Origin of the sequence: Niveibacterium sp. 24ML (genome assembly GCF_026586805.1) — a bacterium.
Lineage (GTDB): Bacteria > Pseudomonadota > Gammaproteobacteria > Burkholderiales > Rhodocyclaceae > Niveibacterium.
Genome location: NZ_JAPFHA010000026.1, coordinates 53560 through 69121 on the forward strand (window position 1 = coordinate 53560; position 15562 = coordinate 69121).

The following is a 15562-nucleotide window of genomic DNA, read 5'->3' on the forward strand; positions in this document are numbered from 1 at the left end:
GGCTGCCTGCGCAGTAACCGCAACGGAATCGCCCCCGCAGGGGTTTGCATCAAGACCGGTGCGGCGCGCGGTGCGCGACCTGCGCGAAAGCAGACATGGGTCAACTTCGCCGCCACCGATGGCGGCAAAGTGCGCCTCATTGACCTGCAGTCACACGGCATTTTCGGCATCCGGCTCGGCGCCCGCGCACGCCGGATGGCACCACGCCGTGGCGGCAGGCGCATCAATAACAAACGGTCTGACGGGCCCGCCCGCGCTGCGATTGCCGCAACGCCCGGCTTCCAGATGACCACCAGTGCGGCGAACGCAGATAAGTGATGAAACCCATTCCGCTCACCGGCCGCTTGCCACCCCAGTCAGTGCCCTCGTCCGGCAGCCCGGTCGACATCCTTGCGCTGCTCGGTGGCCAGTCGGGCGAGCGCCCGCGCGATGAAGCCTTCGAATTCGAGCTGCTCAACCGCTGGCAGCGCGACTTGCCGCTCGACGCCGAGCCCTTCACCCGCATTGCCGAAGCCTACGGCCGCAGCACCCGCGAGGTGCTCAACGCGTTTCGCCGCTTGCAGCGCGAAGGCAGTCTGGCGCGCATCGGGCCGGTGCTGACGCCCGCCGCTTTCGGCGCATCCACCCTCTGCGCAATCAGCGTCGCGCCCGAGCGGGTGGAGTCGGTGGCGGGCTACATATCCCTGATGCCCGAGGTCAACCATAACTACGCGCGCGACCACGAGTACAACCTGTGGTTCGTCCTCACCGCGGCCGAGCGGCGCCAGATCGGCGCGGCGCTGCAACGGATCGAAGAGGCCACCGGCTCGGTCCCGCTCGACCTGCCGATGCTTGAGGGCTACCACCTTGATCGGGGCTTCGACCTGCGCGGGCCCGAATCGCGCGCCTCGCGCTCGGTGGATCTTGACCGCGCCCGCGTCAGCCTCGACAGCCGGCAGTGGCGCCTGGTCGGTGCGCTCGAACAGGGCCTGCCGCTGGTGCCGCGCCCGTTTGCGCGGATCGGCATGCGCGCCGACATGCACGAGCTCGAAGTCATCGAGCAATTGCGCCACTGGCTCGAGATCGGCGCGATCCGCCGCATCGGCGTGGTCATGCATCACCATGAACCGGGCATGCGCGCCAACGCAATGTGCGTGTGGGATGTACCGGACGCGCAGGCCGCCGGCATCGGCCACCGCATTGCCGAACTGCCGGGCATCAATCGCTGCTATCGCCGCGCGCGCGTCTCCGATCGCTGGCCTTACAACCTGTACTGCATGATCCATGGCCGCGAGCGCGACGCCGTGCAGGCGATCCGCGAGCGCGTCATCGCCGAAGCCGGCCTTGCCGCGGCCCCCTCGGCGGTGCTGTTCTCGACGCGCCGTTACAAACAGCACGGCGCGCGCTACGCCGAAGCGCGCTGAACCGGGCTTGCCCGCACGGGGCGCTAACGCACCGCAACGATCTTCCTTGCGCTGACGGCATGAAGCACGCCTTCACCAGCCTGCCCGCGGCGATTGACGCTGTTCGTCAGGATGCCGGGCATCTGCGACGTGAAGTGCGTCGTCACGTCGGTGCCGGCGGCGTTGAGCTCCCGGTGTCCGCGCAGGAATCCGTAGTCCGCGGGTGCGGCGAACACATGGCTGTCGTTCGATTCCATTTTTGACCAGCGCTTGTACCGGATCACGCAGTTGCCATCGTGTGCATTGTCGAAGCGGATATAGATCGAGCCATCGCGATCAATGTGCTTGCTGACCCGGTACTTGCTGATCGGGCCATCAAATTCCAGCGCCCCGGCAAGATGGAGCAGCATGGCGTCCCACTCGCCGTTGCCGAACGTATTGTTGGTGTACTGCTGGGTATGGTTGATCACGCCGTACAGGCGCAGCTTGTCACCGCCGCCTTTCGCGGCGAGCGCGCCCTTGACCCAGTCGGCAAAGAACTCGATCTTGTGCCGCGCAGCCTCAGCGGTGCCCGCCTTCAGATCATGCAGGCCGTAAAGCCCGTGTGAGGTGAGGAGCACCAGCGCCTGGCAGCCCATCACACTCGGAAAGCCCAGGGTCTGGCTATCGAATCCGTAGTCATTGCTGTTCAGAAATAGCATCCGTATCGGCTCCTGCGCCTGCTTCGGGTTGAACGCCGGGTCACCCCGGGCCTGCCCGGCGCCCGCCACACCAGCGGGCCCGGATCGCGCCAAGGAAACGGGGCAAACACGTTCATCGCGCGCAACAGGATTGTTGCCGCCCGCTGCCGCGCCGTAAAGCCTGCTGGCACCGGAAGCGCGCCACCGGGCGGCCGCATCTTCCGCAAGGCAGCGTCCCCCTGTCTATGCTGAAGGGGAGGCGCCATTGTTCCTTTGCGGAAGGCGCTCCCGCGGCAAGGAGACCGCAATGGACGGCCACGAGGCACGCGACGCCACCGTTGCGCGGGCGCTCGACATCACCACCAGGCTGCTGCAGGAAACCCACCCGGCCCGCACCGCGCTGCCGGAGCTGGACAGCGCGTTTGGCCGCGACCTCGATCTGGACAGCCTTGCGCGTGTCGAGCTGATCAGCCGCCTTGGCAGTGCGCTCGCTTGCAGTTTCCCCGAGCGCGCGATTGCCGAAGCCGACACCCTGCGCGAACTGCTGCGCTTTGCCGGCGCGCCGCTGCCGCAAGCGCCTGCGGCACCCGAGGCGCTCGGCGGCACGCGCGACACCGGCACCCCGGTGGCAGCGCAAAGCCTGGTGGATGTGCTGGCCTGGCGCGCCACACGCGATGCGGCCCGGCTTCATGTGCTGTGGCTGGCTGAAGACGGCGAGGCCCGGCGCATGACGTATGGCGCGCTATGGCAAGGCGCGGCACAGGCAGCGGCCGCGCTGCTTGCGCTGGGCGTGCGGCCGCAGCAAACCGTGGCGCTGATGCTGCCCACCGGCTTCGATTACCTCGTCGGCTACTTCGGCGTCTTGCTGGCGGGCGCTGTGCCGGTGCCGATCTACCCGCCGGCACGGCTGGCTCAGATTGGCGAGCATGTGCGGCGGCACGCGAAGATCCTTGCCAATGCGCAGGCCAGCCTGCTGATCACGGTGCCGCAGGCGCGAGCGGTGGCGCTGCAACTGTGCGCCGCCGCGCCCAGCATCGTCCGCGTGCTGGCGCCGGAAGACCTGGCCGGCAGCGCCACCAGCGCCCACCACCCGGCGGGCGAGGCCCTGGCAATGCTGCAGTACACCTCCGGCAGCACTGGCGACCCCAAGGGCGTGGCGCTCAGCCATGCCAACCTGCTCGCCAACCTGCGCGCGATGGGGCAAGCCTGCCGTGTCGATGCGAACGACGTGTTCGTGTCCTGGCTGCCGCTGTATCACGACATGGGCTTGATCGGCGCCTGGCTGGGGGCGCTGTACCACGGCTTCCCGCTGGTGCTGATGTCGCCGCTCTCCTTCCTGGCGCAGCCGCTGCGCTGGCTTGAGGCGATCTCGCAGCACCGCGGCACCCTCTCGGCAGCGCCCAACTTTGCCTATGAACTGTGCGTACGCAAGGTGCCGGATGCGGCGCTGGCTCAGCTCGATCTGTCGCACTGGCGGCTGGCCTTCAACGGCGCCGAGCCGGTCAGCCCGACCACGCTGGCCGCGTTTGCCACCCGCTTTGCCCCGGCCGGCTTTCGCCGCGAAGCGCTGACACCGGTGTATGGCCTGGCCGAATGCTCGGTCGGACTCGCCTTTCCGCCTCCCGGCCGCGGCCCGCGCATCGACCGCGTCCGTGCCGATCTGCTCGCGCGCGACGAAACCGCCGTGCCGGCCGCACCCGGCGAGCCGGCGCTGGAGATTCCCGCCTGCGGGCGCCCCCTGCCGGGGCACGAGGTAAGGGTGATCGACCGCGCCGGCGACGAATTGCCCGAGCGCCACGCCGGGCGGCTGCAGTTTCGCGGCCCTTCGGCCACCGCCGCGTACTACCGCAACCCGGACGCAAGCGCGCACCTGATCCGCGACGGCTGGCTCGAAACCGGCGACATGGCCTACCTGGCCGACGGCGAAATCCACCTCACCGGCCGCATCAAGGACATGATCATCCGCGCCGGCCGCAACCTCTACCCCTACGATCTGGAAGAGGCCGTCGGCGCGCTGCCCGGCATACGGCGCGGTTGTGTGGCGGTGTTTGCCTGCCCCAGCGGCACACAGGGCAGCGAGCGCCTGATCGTGCTGGCGGAAACCCGCGAAACCGCTCACGCGGCACGTGCCGCCCTGCAATCGCAGATCGCCGCCGCAACGATGGCAGTGCTGGGTGAGCCGGCGGACGAAATCGTGCTGGCGCCGCCCCATGCGGTGCTGAAAACCTCCAGCGGCAAGATCCGCCGCGCGGCCACACGGGATCGTTACCTCGCCGGCGATCTGCAACAGCGCAATCGGCCTGCTTGGTGGCTGGGCGGCATGCTGATGCTGAGCAGCTTCACCGCGCAGGCACGGCTCGGCCTGCGCCAGATCCGCCGCAAGCTGTGGTCGCTCTGGGCCTTGCTGGCCTTCGCGCTGCTCGCGACACCGGTGTGCCTGATCGTTGCCTTGCTGCACGCTCCGCGCCCCGCGCGAACGCTGGTGCACCATGCCGCGCGCACCTGGCTGCGCATCTGCCGCATTCCACTTTCAAGCAGCTGGCACGACCCGCCGCCGGCAGGCGCGCATGTGCTCGTCTGCAACCACGCCAGCTACCTTGACGGGCTGATCCTCAGCGCCGTGCTGGCACCGCACTACTGCTTCGTTGCCAAGTCCGAACTGGCGGCGCAAGGCATCGCCGGCCGCCTGCTGCGGGGCCTCGGCGCGCTGTTCGTCGACCGCAGCGACGCCCGGCGCGGCAGTGAAGACGTGGGGGCGCTGGTCAGCGCCTTGCAGCAGGGGCGCTCCCTGGTGATCTTCCCCGAAGGCACCTTCACCCGCGCCGCCGGTTTGCGCAGCTTTCGCGCCGGCGCCTTCCTGGCCGCGGCGCAGGCGAACGTACCGCTGCTGGTGGCCGGCCTGCAAGGCAGCCGCGCGCTGCTGCGCGATGGCACCTGGCTGCCGCGCCGCGCGCCGCTGCACTTTGCCCAGGGCGCCCTGCTCAAGCCCGACGGATCGGACTGGGCCGCCGCGATGCGGCTGGAGGCCGCGGCCCGCGAGGCCATGCTCACGCTGTGTGGCGAACCGGATCTGCTGCCGAAGTAGGCTAAAGTCCCGCCATGTCCGAACTGCCACCCGCCCTGCCCGAGCGAGCACGCGTGCTGCTCGATTCAAACACCGTACTCGCGCTCTGGCTGTTTCGCGATCCGCGCCTGCCAAGGCTGCGCGAGGCCTGCGAAGCCGGGCGCTTTGCGCTGCTGGCGCGTGAAGACACGCTCGAAGAGCTGCGCCGCGTGCTGGCCTATGTGCAGTTCAAGGTCGGCGCCGACGAACAGGCACGTCTGCACACCGAATACCGCAGCCGCGTCGAGCTGCTGCCCGCCCTCGCCACAGACTTCCTGCTGCCCAAGTGCCGCGACGCCGACGACCAGAAATTCATCGAGCTGGCCTTCACCGGCAAGGCGGATTGGCTGATCAGCCGCGACAAGGCGGTGCTGCGCCTGGGCAAGCACCGCCTCTTGCGCGAGCGCATGGCGATCATCACGCCCGAGCAGTTCGAGGCAGGGCTAAGCGCGGCTTAGGGCCGGCCTGGCCCGCAAGCCCGCCGGGTTCTCTCGCGCCACAGGTGAACACCGGACCACTCCAGACCGGAATGTCGAGCGAATGAACTCCGCCCGGGTGAAACAAAGTCCGTCGCGACCTGCTCGCGACACCACGCAGCCGACGGAGACTGATCGACCGGTTGCCGCCGTCCCGAACCTCGCCGCAGTCGCCCTCGTCCGCCTCGTCGCGGGGTCAATTTCTCGGCCGTAGCGGTCGCAGGGCTCAGTGTTAGTCGACTCGCCAATGTCAGCTAACGAGCAGCGACTTACTCATCGGCATCCATCCAGAAGCAGCCGCTCGCAACGACGAGACAAGCAGTCAGTTCAGGCTGGAGGCGGTCGGAGCTAGCTACGGCTCGGGGGCAGCTCCTCGGCCTTAGCGGACATTCAGGTAATTGTGTCGCGTGGGCACGCGAACGTCAGCTTTGAAATCTCTTGAGCGTGCGGACCCGACCCATAGCCGACCCAGCCCCTTCCTCCCCCAAGGTCCGAATCCCTTCGGGTAGCTGCCATTCTTGCGAGCAACCCGAAGCAAATGAAAACGGCGCCAAGCCGCGTTGGTCGCTCAAGCTGGCCTTGCTGCGCCGCTCCATGTGCGCGCAGGCATTGCGTGCCCACAAGGCAATGGCTAGACTTAGCCAAGTCAAACTGACGGAGAGATTCCCATGAGCACCGTCAATATGTTGCAGGCCAAATCGACGCTCTCGCGTTTGGTGGAGTCGCTTGAGAGTGGTCGCGAGCGCGAGATCGTGATTGCGCGCAATGGTCGCCCCGCGGCGCGCTTGCTGCCGATCGACGTGCCCGCGGCGGGTGCGCGCATTGGCGTGGCCAAGGGGCTGTTCGAGGTGCCCGATGACATCGACGCGCACAACGATGAGGTGGCCGCCCTGTTTCTGGGGGGCAAGGCCTCGTGAACTTGCTGCTCGATACGCATGTTGCGCTGTGGGCAATTGCCGATAGCCCGCGGCTGTCTGCCGCCGCTCGCGCGCTGATCGAAGCGCCGCGCAATACGGTGTGGGTGAGCGCGGTCAGTGTGTGGGAGATCGCGATCAAGCACAGCCTCGGGCGGGGTGATATGCCCATCTCGGGGGCTCAGGCACTGACCTTCTTCGAGCAGGCCGGCTATCGCATGCTGAGCATCGAGCCTGAACACGCCGCAGCGGTTGAAGGGCTCGCCGCCCATCATGCCGACCCGTTCGATCGCCTCCTGGTTGCGCAGGCGCTCAGCGAACCCCTGCGCCTGCTCACCCACGACGCCACCGTCGCGCGCTACAGCGACACCATCAGCTTGATCTGAGCGGCCTTCGGCCCAAGCTTTGGATGGCGCTTGGCCCTGGTACCTCCCATGCTGGAATTCCATCAACACGACTGGAGTTCATCATGGAACACACTGCTACCACCCAGCATCGGGCGCCGTGGAACAAAGGCAAGCTCGTCGGGCAGAAGGTGTCGTTCAAGCTCAAGGAAGTGTGGGCGATCCGGGTTCGGCTACAGATGGAACAGCGCGTTCGTGAGCTCGCGCTGTTTGATCTGGGGATCGACAGCAAGCTGCGCGCTTGCGATCTGGTCAAACTCAAGGTGCGGGATATCTGTCACGGCGATCAGGTCGCGGCGCGCGCGATCGTCATGCAGCAGAAAACCGGGCGACCCGTGCAGTTCGAGATCACGCCCGCCACGCGCGACGCCGTCCAGGCCTGGATCAAGCACACCGGGCTCAAGTCCGATGACTTTCTCTTTCCGAGCCGCATCCACGCCTCCCCACACCTTGGCACGCGTCAGTACGCACGCATCCTCGAACACTGGGTGGAGGAACTCGGGCTTGATCCGGCGAGTTATGGCACCCATTCGATGCGCCGCACCAAAGTAACGCTGATCTACCGGCGCACCCACAACCTGCGCGCGGTGCAGTTGCTGCTCGGCCACACCAAGCTGGAAAGCACGGTGCGCTACCTGGGCATCGAGGTGGATGACGCGCTCGAAATCGCCGAGCAGACTGAAGTGTGAATCCGCTGTGCTTCGTGATGCGAGCGCGCGCCGCTCATACAACCGGCATCTTTGCTGCCTTCACCGCCGCCGCCCGGCCTTTCGCCAATTCACGCCTGGGCTGCGGCAAGCCGATCAGATCCAGATAGCCGCGCACCCCGGCCGCCAGCGGGTAGCGCTCGCGTACCAGGGCGCGCCCCGCAACACGCAGCGGCGCAAAGCGTTCCGGGTGCGTCAGCGCCGCAATCACGCGCGCGGCAATGCCCGGCACATCGAAGAAATCCACCAGCACGCCGTTCTGCCCGTCGCGAATCACCTCCTGCACCGGCGCGGTCGCCGAGCCAATTACCAGGCAACCCGAGGCCATCGCCTCCAGCATCGACCAGGACAGCACAAAGGGATAGGTCAGATACACATGCGCAGCCGATAGCTGCAGCACCCGTTTGTAATCCGGGTAAGCGAGCTTGCCGAGGAAGTGCACACGCGCGAGCAGGGCTTCGGGCAGATCCAGTTCAGCGAGCATCGCCTCGCGCCAGCTCGCATGCCCCTTGGGCTTGCTGCCATAGCTCACCTCATCGCCCCCTACGATCAGCACCTGCGCATTCGGGCGTGCCTGCAACACCGCCGGCAAGGCGCTCATGAAGGAAGGAAAGCCCCGGTAGGGTTCGAGGTTGCGCGCGACGTAGGTGATGACTTCATCGCCTGCGCGCACCACGGTGCCGTTGGGCAATTCCATCCGCGCCGCCGGATCGGGCGCGAGGCCGGCAATGTCGATGCCCTCGTGCAGCGTGTGAATCTTGTGCCGGTACGCATGCGGATGCAGCGAGCGTTGCCAGGCGGTCGGTGCCACGCCCACATCGCACAACTCCAGGTTCAGAAGATGCAGCGCATTGCGCGTGGTGATCCGTGCGCGGTCGTCAAAGCGCAGCGGATGTGCCGGGTCAAAGTCCGCATCCGCCCCTTCCGCGCGGTAGTAGTACTCGCAGAAGTTGATCAGGCGCGTGTGCGGGAACACATCCTTCACCAGCAGTGCTTCGCCCCAACCAGGGTGGGCGATCACCACATCCGGCTCAAAGCCCTTGGCTTTCAAGTCGTGCAGTTCGCGCGCCACCGCCTGCCCGTACAAGACCGCACGCTCAAAGCCCACCACATAGTGATGTACCCCTTCGGTCGGCTTGCGATGCAGGGTATAGCGCCGCAGCGCCACGCCCGGCATGCCAGGGGCCGATTCATGGCCAATCGCCACCAGCTGCACATCGGCGCGTTGCGCCAGGTGTGCGCAGAGGTGGCGAAACTGGCCGGGGAAATTCTGGTGGATGACAGCGATTTTCATGGTGATCAACTCGGGTGCTGATGTATCAGCAGACGTTGGTAAATCTGGCAAATGGGAAAAATGCCCATTGCATTTGTGCCCGTGCAGAATGCCACGTCACAGTGCCATTCGCGCAATGCCCTGCCAAGGCAATCATTCATACTGCAGCGCATACGAATACCCCCGAACCCGTAAGGGTGATCTTCAACCCTTCGCCCAACGGCATCCCCCCCAATGACCGCGCTCCAAATGCCATCCCCCGATGGCGATTCGCCTGCGAACGCGGCCTTTTCTGCGCTCGCGCTGATTGCCCGGCTGCATAACGTCGCCGCTGATCCGGCCCAGCTCGCACATGAATTCTCCCCCACCGGCGAGGTCGATGAAGTCGCCCTGCAGCGTGCCGCGCGCGGGATCGGTCTGCGTGCCAAGCACAGCATCGTCACCGTCGATCGGCTGCCCCAGACACCGCTACCCGCGCTGGCGCGCGACACCGCCGGTCACTGGTTTGTCTTCGCCCAATACGATGCGGCCACCGGCCGTGCGCTGATCCAGGCCGGCAACGCCACGCAGCCTGAAGTGCTCGATGCCGACGCACTCGCCGCGCGCTGGGCGGGTGAGTTGCTGCTGATCACCAGTCGTGCCTCACTCGCCGGTGAGCTCGCGCGATTTGACTTCACCTGGTTCATCCCGGCGGTGGTCAAGTACCGCAAGCTGCTGGGCGAAGTGATGATCGCCTCGCTCTTCATCCAGCTCTTCGCACTGGTGACACCCTTGTTCTTCCAGGTGGTGATGGACAAGGTGCTGGTGCACAAGGGCTACGCCACGCTCACCGTGGTCGGCATCGGTCTGGTGGTAATGGCCTTGTTCGAAGTGCTGCTCTCAGGCCTGCGCACTTACGTCTTCTCGCACACCACCAGCCGGATCGATGTGGAACTCGGTGGCCGGCTTTTCCGACACCTCCTTGCGCTGCCGCTCGCCTACTTTGAAGCCCGCCGTGTCGGCGATTCGGTTGCCCGCGTGCGCGAGTTGGAAAACATCCGCCAGTTCCTCACCGGCCAGGCCCTCACCGCGGTGCTCGATCTGGTGTTCTCGGTGGTCTTCATTGCCATCATGTTCTGGTACTCGACCTGGCTCACGCTGGTCGTGATCGCCTCGATCCCGCTCTACATCCTGCTCTCGGTCGGCATCACCCCGGTGCTGCGCAGCCGCCTGAACGAGAAGTTCAACCGCGGCGCCGAGAACCAAGCCTTCCTGGTTGAAACCATCAACGGCATCCAGACCGTCAAGGCGATGGCGGTTGAACCGCAGATGACGCACAAGTGGGATAGCCAGCTCGCCGCCTATGTCGCCGCGAGCTTTCGTGTCGTGCGCCTGGGCACCGTGGCCTCCGAGTCGGTCAGCTTCATCAACAAGCTGGTGACCGTCGCGATCATGTGGGGCGGTGCGTATCTGGTGATCGACGGCCAGCTCACCGTCGGCGGGCTGATCGCCTTCAACATGTTCGCTGGCCGTGTCAGCGGGCCGGTGCTGCGGCTTGCGCAGATGTGGCAGGAGTTCCAGCACACCGGCATCTCGGTCGCGCGCCTCGGTGACATCCTCAACACCCGCACGGAACTGGCCACCAGCCGCCAGAGCCTGCCGCCGATGCAAGGCGCGGTCAGCTTCGAAGCGGTGCGCTTCCGTTACCGCCCGGATGGGTCAGACGTCTTGAAAGGCGTCTCGCTCGATATCCGTGCCGGCGAAGTCATCGGGGTGGTGGGGCGTTCGGGCTCGGGCAAGAGCACCCTCACCAAGCTCGTGCAGCGGCTCTATGTGCCCCAGCAAGGCCGTGTGCTGATCGATGGCGTGGACCTTGCACTCGCTGACCCGGTCTGGCTGCGCCGCCAGATCGGCGTGGTGCTGCAAGAGAACATGCTCTTCGCGCGCAGCGTGCGCGAGAACATCGCCCTCTCCGACCCCGGCGCACCGCTCGAACAGGTGATCGAGGCGGCCAAGCTCGCCGGCGCGCACGACTTCATCATGGAGTTGCCCAACGGCTACGACACCGTGGTGGGCGAACATGGCGCCAGCCTCTCCGGCGGGCAGCGCCAGCGTGTGGCCATTGCGCGTGCGCTGATCACCAACCCGCGCATCCTGATCTTCGATGAAGCCACCTCGGCGCTCGACTACGAGAGCGAGCGGATCATCCAGAACAACATGCGCGCCATCTGCAGCGGCCGCACCGTGATCATCATCGCCCACCGACTCTCCGCGGTGCGCGACGCCGACCGCATCCTGGTGATGGAGCGCGGAGAGCTGATCGAAGAAGGTCACCACGGCGAACTCAAAGAACGCCCCAACGGCACCTACGCCAAGCTCTACGCACTGCAACACGCATGACCACCGCCAACCCGACCGCCACCGAAGCCGTGTCCGCACCGGCAAGTTCGGAAAATCCGGCCAAGCCCAGCCGCCTGCCACTGCGTCTGCAAGCCACGGCCGATCTGCTGCGCCGCTACAAGGCCGTCTTTGCGGCCGCCTGGGCGCAACGCCATCAGTGGCAAACCCCCGAACGCACGCCGCTCGAACGTCAGTTCCTGCCGGCGACGCTTGAACTGCTCGAAACCCCGCCTTCGCCCTTGCCGCGCATCATCGTAGGCTGCCTGATCGCCTTCTTCCTCATCGCGCTGGCCTGGGCGATCTTCGGCAAGATCGACATCGTGGCGGTCGCACACGGCAAGGTGATTGCCAGTGGGCAGAGCAAGGTCGTGCAGCCGATGGAAACGGCGGTGGTGACCCACATCCGGGTGCGCGACGGGCAAGCGGTGAAAGCCGGCGATGTGCTGGTGGAGCTCGATGCCACCGCCGCCGGGGCCGATGCCCACCAGGCACGCGATGGCCTGCAGGACACCCAGCTCGCCGCCGCCCGCGCGCAAGCGCTGCTCACCGCGATGGACACGAACCGCAGCCCCACGCTGCAGACAAGCGGCGCGGCCGAGCCGGCACGCCTGGCCAAAGAACGCGCACTGCTCGCGAGCCAATACGCCGAGTACGTTGCGCGCATCGCTGCGCTGGAATCGGAACTCGCCAAACGCGAAGCCGAACGCCGTGCCACCGAAGAGCTCGCCGCCAAGCTTGAACAAACCGCCCCGATCGCGCGCCAGCGTGCCGAGGACTACAAGAACCTGGTCGATCAAAGCTTCGTTTCGCGCCACGGCTACCTCGAACGCGAACAGGCGCGCATCGAAGCTGAACGGGATCTGGCGTACCAGAAAGCCAAGCTGGTGGAACTCGAACAAGGCATCAAGGAAACGCGCGGCCAGCGCGATGCCTACCGCGCCGAGTTCCGCCGCCAGACCACCGAAACGCTGGCTCAGGCCGAAGCCAAGGTCGCCAGCCTCGGGCAAGACGTCAAGCGCACCGAGAACCGCGCCCGCCTGATGCAACTCACCGCCCCGGTGGACGGCACCGTGCAACAACTCGCGATCCACACCGAAGGCGGTGTCGTGACGCCTGCCCAGGCGCTGATGGTGATCGTACCCAGGGAAGATCAGGCCGAAGTCGAAGCGGTGCTCGAAAACAAGGACATCGGCTTCGTAAAAGCCGGCCAGGTCGCCGAGATCAAGGTCGAAACCTTCCCCTTCACCCGCTACGGCACGATCCCCGCGCAGGTCAATTTCGTGAGCGGCGACGCAATCAAAGACGACAAGCTGGGCTTCATCTTCCAGGCCCGGCTGAAACTCGATCGCAATGCGATTCGAGTCGATGAACGCCAGGTGCCGCTCTCACCCGGCATGGCGGTGAGCGCCGAAATCAAAACCGGGCAGCGACGGGTGATTGAGTATTTACTCAGTCCCGTGCTCGGTACGACGAATGAAAGTTTGAGGGAGCGGTGAGTCCGATCGTTTGGGTTCGTTCTGGTTCAAAGAAGCGGCATGTGACGTCCTGGTTGGTGCGGCGAAACTGTGATTGGCCGAGCCAGATCATCCACCCCAATTTCTAGAAAACAATATGCAAAAGTCTCGAACATATCTTGCAATCGGATTGATGAGCCTAGTAATGGCCGTCACGGAGTTCTATAGCCCGTCCCGACCACCATTTCGTGGCTCGACAGCTTGGTGGTATGGGTTTCTGTATGAAAACCTCGGTCCCTTCGGAGTGGCGATACATTTCGCTGTCGGTGCAGCAGCTCTTCTCTCGTGGGCCCTAATTCTCTGGCGACGCAGCGACAAATAGATCGAGCAATAGCGTTGCTTCCATTATTCGGCATCTTTGAATCAGGAAAATATAATGCCCGGAATGTGTATGTTGATTACAAATAGCGGCGTAATTGTTGCGTCTGGTGGGGCTGCCGCGGATGCGTTGGTCTATAGGGCGACAGCGGCACTAGCGTCAGGTGAGGCCTTGGCAATTGGATGGAACTATCTCAACGGCGCTGCACAGGTATATGACTTCTACGATAATGTGGATACCGCTAAGGCGCTTTCTTTGGCGGCGGTCAGCCAAGACTGGAATGCTGTGGCTCGCGATGCATTTGGTTCAGCTGTTGGAGGGATCGCCGGCGCGTATGTCGGACTGGGCGGAGCGTCACCGGCTGCAGCGGTTCTAGCGGCAGAGATCGTCAAGAATGGCTATCTGAGGGCATGGGATGCAGCCAGTAGCTGGTCGAGCGAAATCGGTCTCGGGGCAAAGCTATACGATGTTACGCACGCTGTGTCGTCGTACAACGATTTGATTGATCAGTCAAAGAACGCATTGACCGTCTCCCGTTCGATTGGAACAACACCAGATCCGCTCGTTAAAGTAATTCGGTATGTCGATCCGCTCATTCTTGATCTGGATGGAGATGGAATAGAGATTTCACCTCTCTCAGCTGGAGTGATGTTCGACTCGAACGGGGATACTCTAAGAACCGGAACTGCATGGGCAGGCTCCGACGATGGAATCTTGGTGTGGGATCGCGACGGTAATGGGGTCATTGATTCGGGGCGGGAGCTCTTTGGCGACGAGACGATTCTCACCGACGGCAAGAAAGCGCCTCATGGATTCGCCGCGTTAAGCGAGCTTGATACGGGCAGCGCCAGCGGTGGCGCAGGCGATGGTGTGTTCAACGCGCAGGACGCACATTACACAGACCTGCGTGTCTGGCGTGACCTCAACCAAGATGGACGCAGTCAGGCTGAGGAGTTGAATACGCTGGCGCATTCCGGTGTCGCTAGCATCAAGCTTGGAAGCACCGCCGTCAGAACGAACTACCAAGATGCCATTCTGGTACAGAGCAGTACATTTGATCGTGTCGATGGCAGCCAAGGCCAGGCAGGCAGCTTCATTCTCGCGCAAGACCATTTCAGAACAGCATTTTCACCAATCGTGGTGAGTGACCCCGCTAAAGAACTTCCTGATCTTAAGGGCAGTGGTTGGGTGCGCGATTTGCAAGAGGCGGCCACCCAGAGCCCAGAACTCATCGCACTCTTTAGTCGCGCGAAGGACGCGCCTACACGAGCAGATTACGTCAGTGCAACAGCCGATCTAGTCCGTGAGTGGGGAAATCAATCTGCCTTTAGCAGCGCAACTAAGCAGGCCGCCGCCGCGGGCTACGGCTTGGTCCTTAGTGATCCGCTGGACGCCCAAGAGGCCGGCTGGATGGATATGGCAGTCAAAGCCAGCAAAGAGGCTCGTGAGGTGTTTCGTGCTGCGCTCAGCTCTGACGAGAGGTCCAAGTTTGACTCGATGAGGGAGCGCATGGTTGGAGGGCTGGAGAAAGTTCATGCATATGAGGCCTTCACCGGACACACATTCCTCAATTGGGATCAGATTCTGGGTGACGCCGTCGACTACAAGCCTCGTTTTGTATCAGGAGGGCGAGTGCCGGTCGAAATGTCCGTTCCATTCTCGCAAATCATTTATGAGAATAGAAATGCGGTAATGTCCAGCAAGGCGGGTTTTATCCGAGTGAGCATACCGCTGCCACCCAACGGGGCCGCTCATGTCGATACGCTTTGGGACCGATTGGTCGATGATGCAACGATCAACCTGATGCCAGCAATTCGTCTTGAGAAATACCTCGATATGGTCATGCTGACTATCGATAAACACGGCTTGGCGTTTGACTTTTCTGTGCTCAACGAGAGCCTCAAGGCGGCGAGCAGTTCAAGTGTTTTTGAAGGTTCGGCATTGCTTCTTGATCTCTATAGGGCCTGTGGTACGCAATTGGAGTCCATCGGATGGGATGGGGGCTCACGTGTGCGTGAATTGATGCAACAGTCGGTGTCGGATAGCGCGGTTCGTGGCGCGTTTGTTGCGACAGGGTTTGCTGTCATGTCTGCGGCATCGACGGCTGGCACTGAAGGCGATGACGCGTTCTCCGGCGATGCAAGCGGCAATTCATTTAGCGCAGGCGCTGGCAATGACCTGGTCGATGGAATGTCTGGGGCGGATTACTTGAGCGGGGGCTCTGGGGATGACCGCGTATTCGGCGGGGATGGCAATGACTTTGTGAGTGGTAATGATGGGGCAGACACGCTGGACGGTGGCGCGGGCAATGACTATCTGAGCGGCGGCGCCGGAGCGGACACCTACGTGTTCGGCAAGGGCTCGGGCCAGGACACGGTGTACAACTACGACAGTGATGCGGTAGGCAGCAA

General features: G+C 64.2%; 11 protein-coding genes. 9 read left to right on the forward strand and 2 right to left on the reverse strand.

Features of this window, described 5'->3' with window-relative positions; genetic code table 11:
* The first annotated feature begins 317 nt into the window (after positions 1-317).
* Positions 318-1403 carry an Lrp/AsnC family transcriptional regulator gene (locus OPU71_RS18295; RefSeq protein ID WP_267729505.1) on the forward strand — a complete coding sequence of 362 codons (1086 nt, stop codon included), beginning with the start codon at positions 318-320 and terminating at the stop codon, positions 1401-1403.
* 23 nt (positions 1404-1426) lie between these two features.
* Here the strand turns inward: OPU71_RS18295 and OPU71_RS18300 are convergent, their stop codons facing one another.
* A complete protein-coding gene (locus OPU71_RS18300; RefSeq protein ID WP_267729506.1) occupies positions 1427-2083 on the reverse strand; it encodes a hypothetical protein in 657 nt (218 codons plus the stop codon).
* Between the two features lie 286 nt (positions 2084-2369).
* Here OPU71_RS18300 and OPU71_RS18305 point away from each other — a divergent pair, with 286 nt between their 5' ends.
* From OPU71_RS18305 to OPU71_RS18325, 5 genes are all read left to right on the forward strand, one after another.
* Positions 2370-5147, forward strand: a complete 2778-nt coding sequence (locus OPU71_RS18305; RefSeq protein ID WP_267729507.1) for an AMP-binding protein — start codon at positions 2370-2372, stop codon at positions 5145-5147.
* A gap of 14 nt (positions 5148-5161) precedes the next feature.
* Positions 5162-5623: a putative toxin-antitoxin system toxin component, PIN family gene (locus OPU71_RS18310; protein ID WP_267729508.1), complete on the forward strand. Its 462-nt coding sequence runs from the start codon at positions 5162-5164 to the stop codon at positions 5621-5623.
* Between the two features lie 686 nt (positions 5624-6309).
* A complete protein-coding gene (locus tag OPU71_RS18315) occupies positions 6310-6558 on the forward strand; it encodes a type II toxin-antitoxin system Phd/YefM family antitoxin (protein WP_267729509.1) in 249 nt (82 codons plus the stop codon).
* Positions 6555-6941 (forward strand): type II toxin-antitoxin system VapC family toxin, encoded by a 387-nt coding sequence (locus tag OPU71_RS18320; RefSeq protein ID WP_267729510.1) that lies wholly within the window; start codon positions 6555-6557, stop codon positions 6939-6941. Before OPU71_RS18315 ends, OPU71_RS18320 begins: the two co-directional genes overlap by 4 nt.
* Before the next feature lie 83 nt (positions 6942-7024).
* A complete protein-coding gene (locus tag OPU71_RS18325; RefSeq protein WP_267729511.1) occupies positions 7025-7648 on the forward strand; it encodes a tyrosine-type recombinase/integrase in 624 nt (207 codons plus the stop codon).
* Positions 7649-7682: 34 nt separating this feature from the next.
* Here OPU71_RS18325 and OPU71_RS18330 read toward each other — a convergent pair whose 3' ends face one another.
* A complete protein-coding gene (locus OPU71_RS18330) occupies positions 7683-8960 on the reverse strand; it encodes a glycosyltransferase family 4 protein (protein ID WP_267729512.1) in 1278 nt (425 codons plus the stop codon).
* A 213-nt stretch (positions 8961-9173) separates the two neighbouring features.
* Here OPU71_RS18330 and OPU71_RS18335 point away from each other — a divergent pair, with 213 nt between their 5' ends.
* The 3 genes from OPU71_RS18335 to OPU71_RS21285 form a co-directional block, all read left to right on the forward strand.
* Complete coding sequence (locus tag OPU71_RS18335) at positions 9174-11318, forward strand: type I secretion system permease/ATPase (RefSeq protein ID WP_324256085.1); 2145 nt, start codon at positions 9174-9176, stop codon at positions 11316-11318.
* Positions 11315-12814: an HlyD family type I secretion periplasmic adaptor subunit gene (locus OPU71_RS18340; RefSeq protein WP_267729513.1), complete on the forward strand. Its 1500-nt coding sequence runs from the start codon at positions 11315-11317 to the stop codon at positions 12812-12814. Before OPU71_RS18335 ends, OPU71_RS18340 begins: the two co-directional genes overlap by 4 nt.
* Before the next feature lie 508 nt (positions 12815-13322).
* A partial coding sequence (locus OPU71_RS21285; protein WP_324256086.1) for a calcium-binding protein occupies positions 13323-15562 on the forward strand: 2240 nt, incomplete at its 3' end.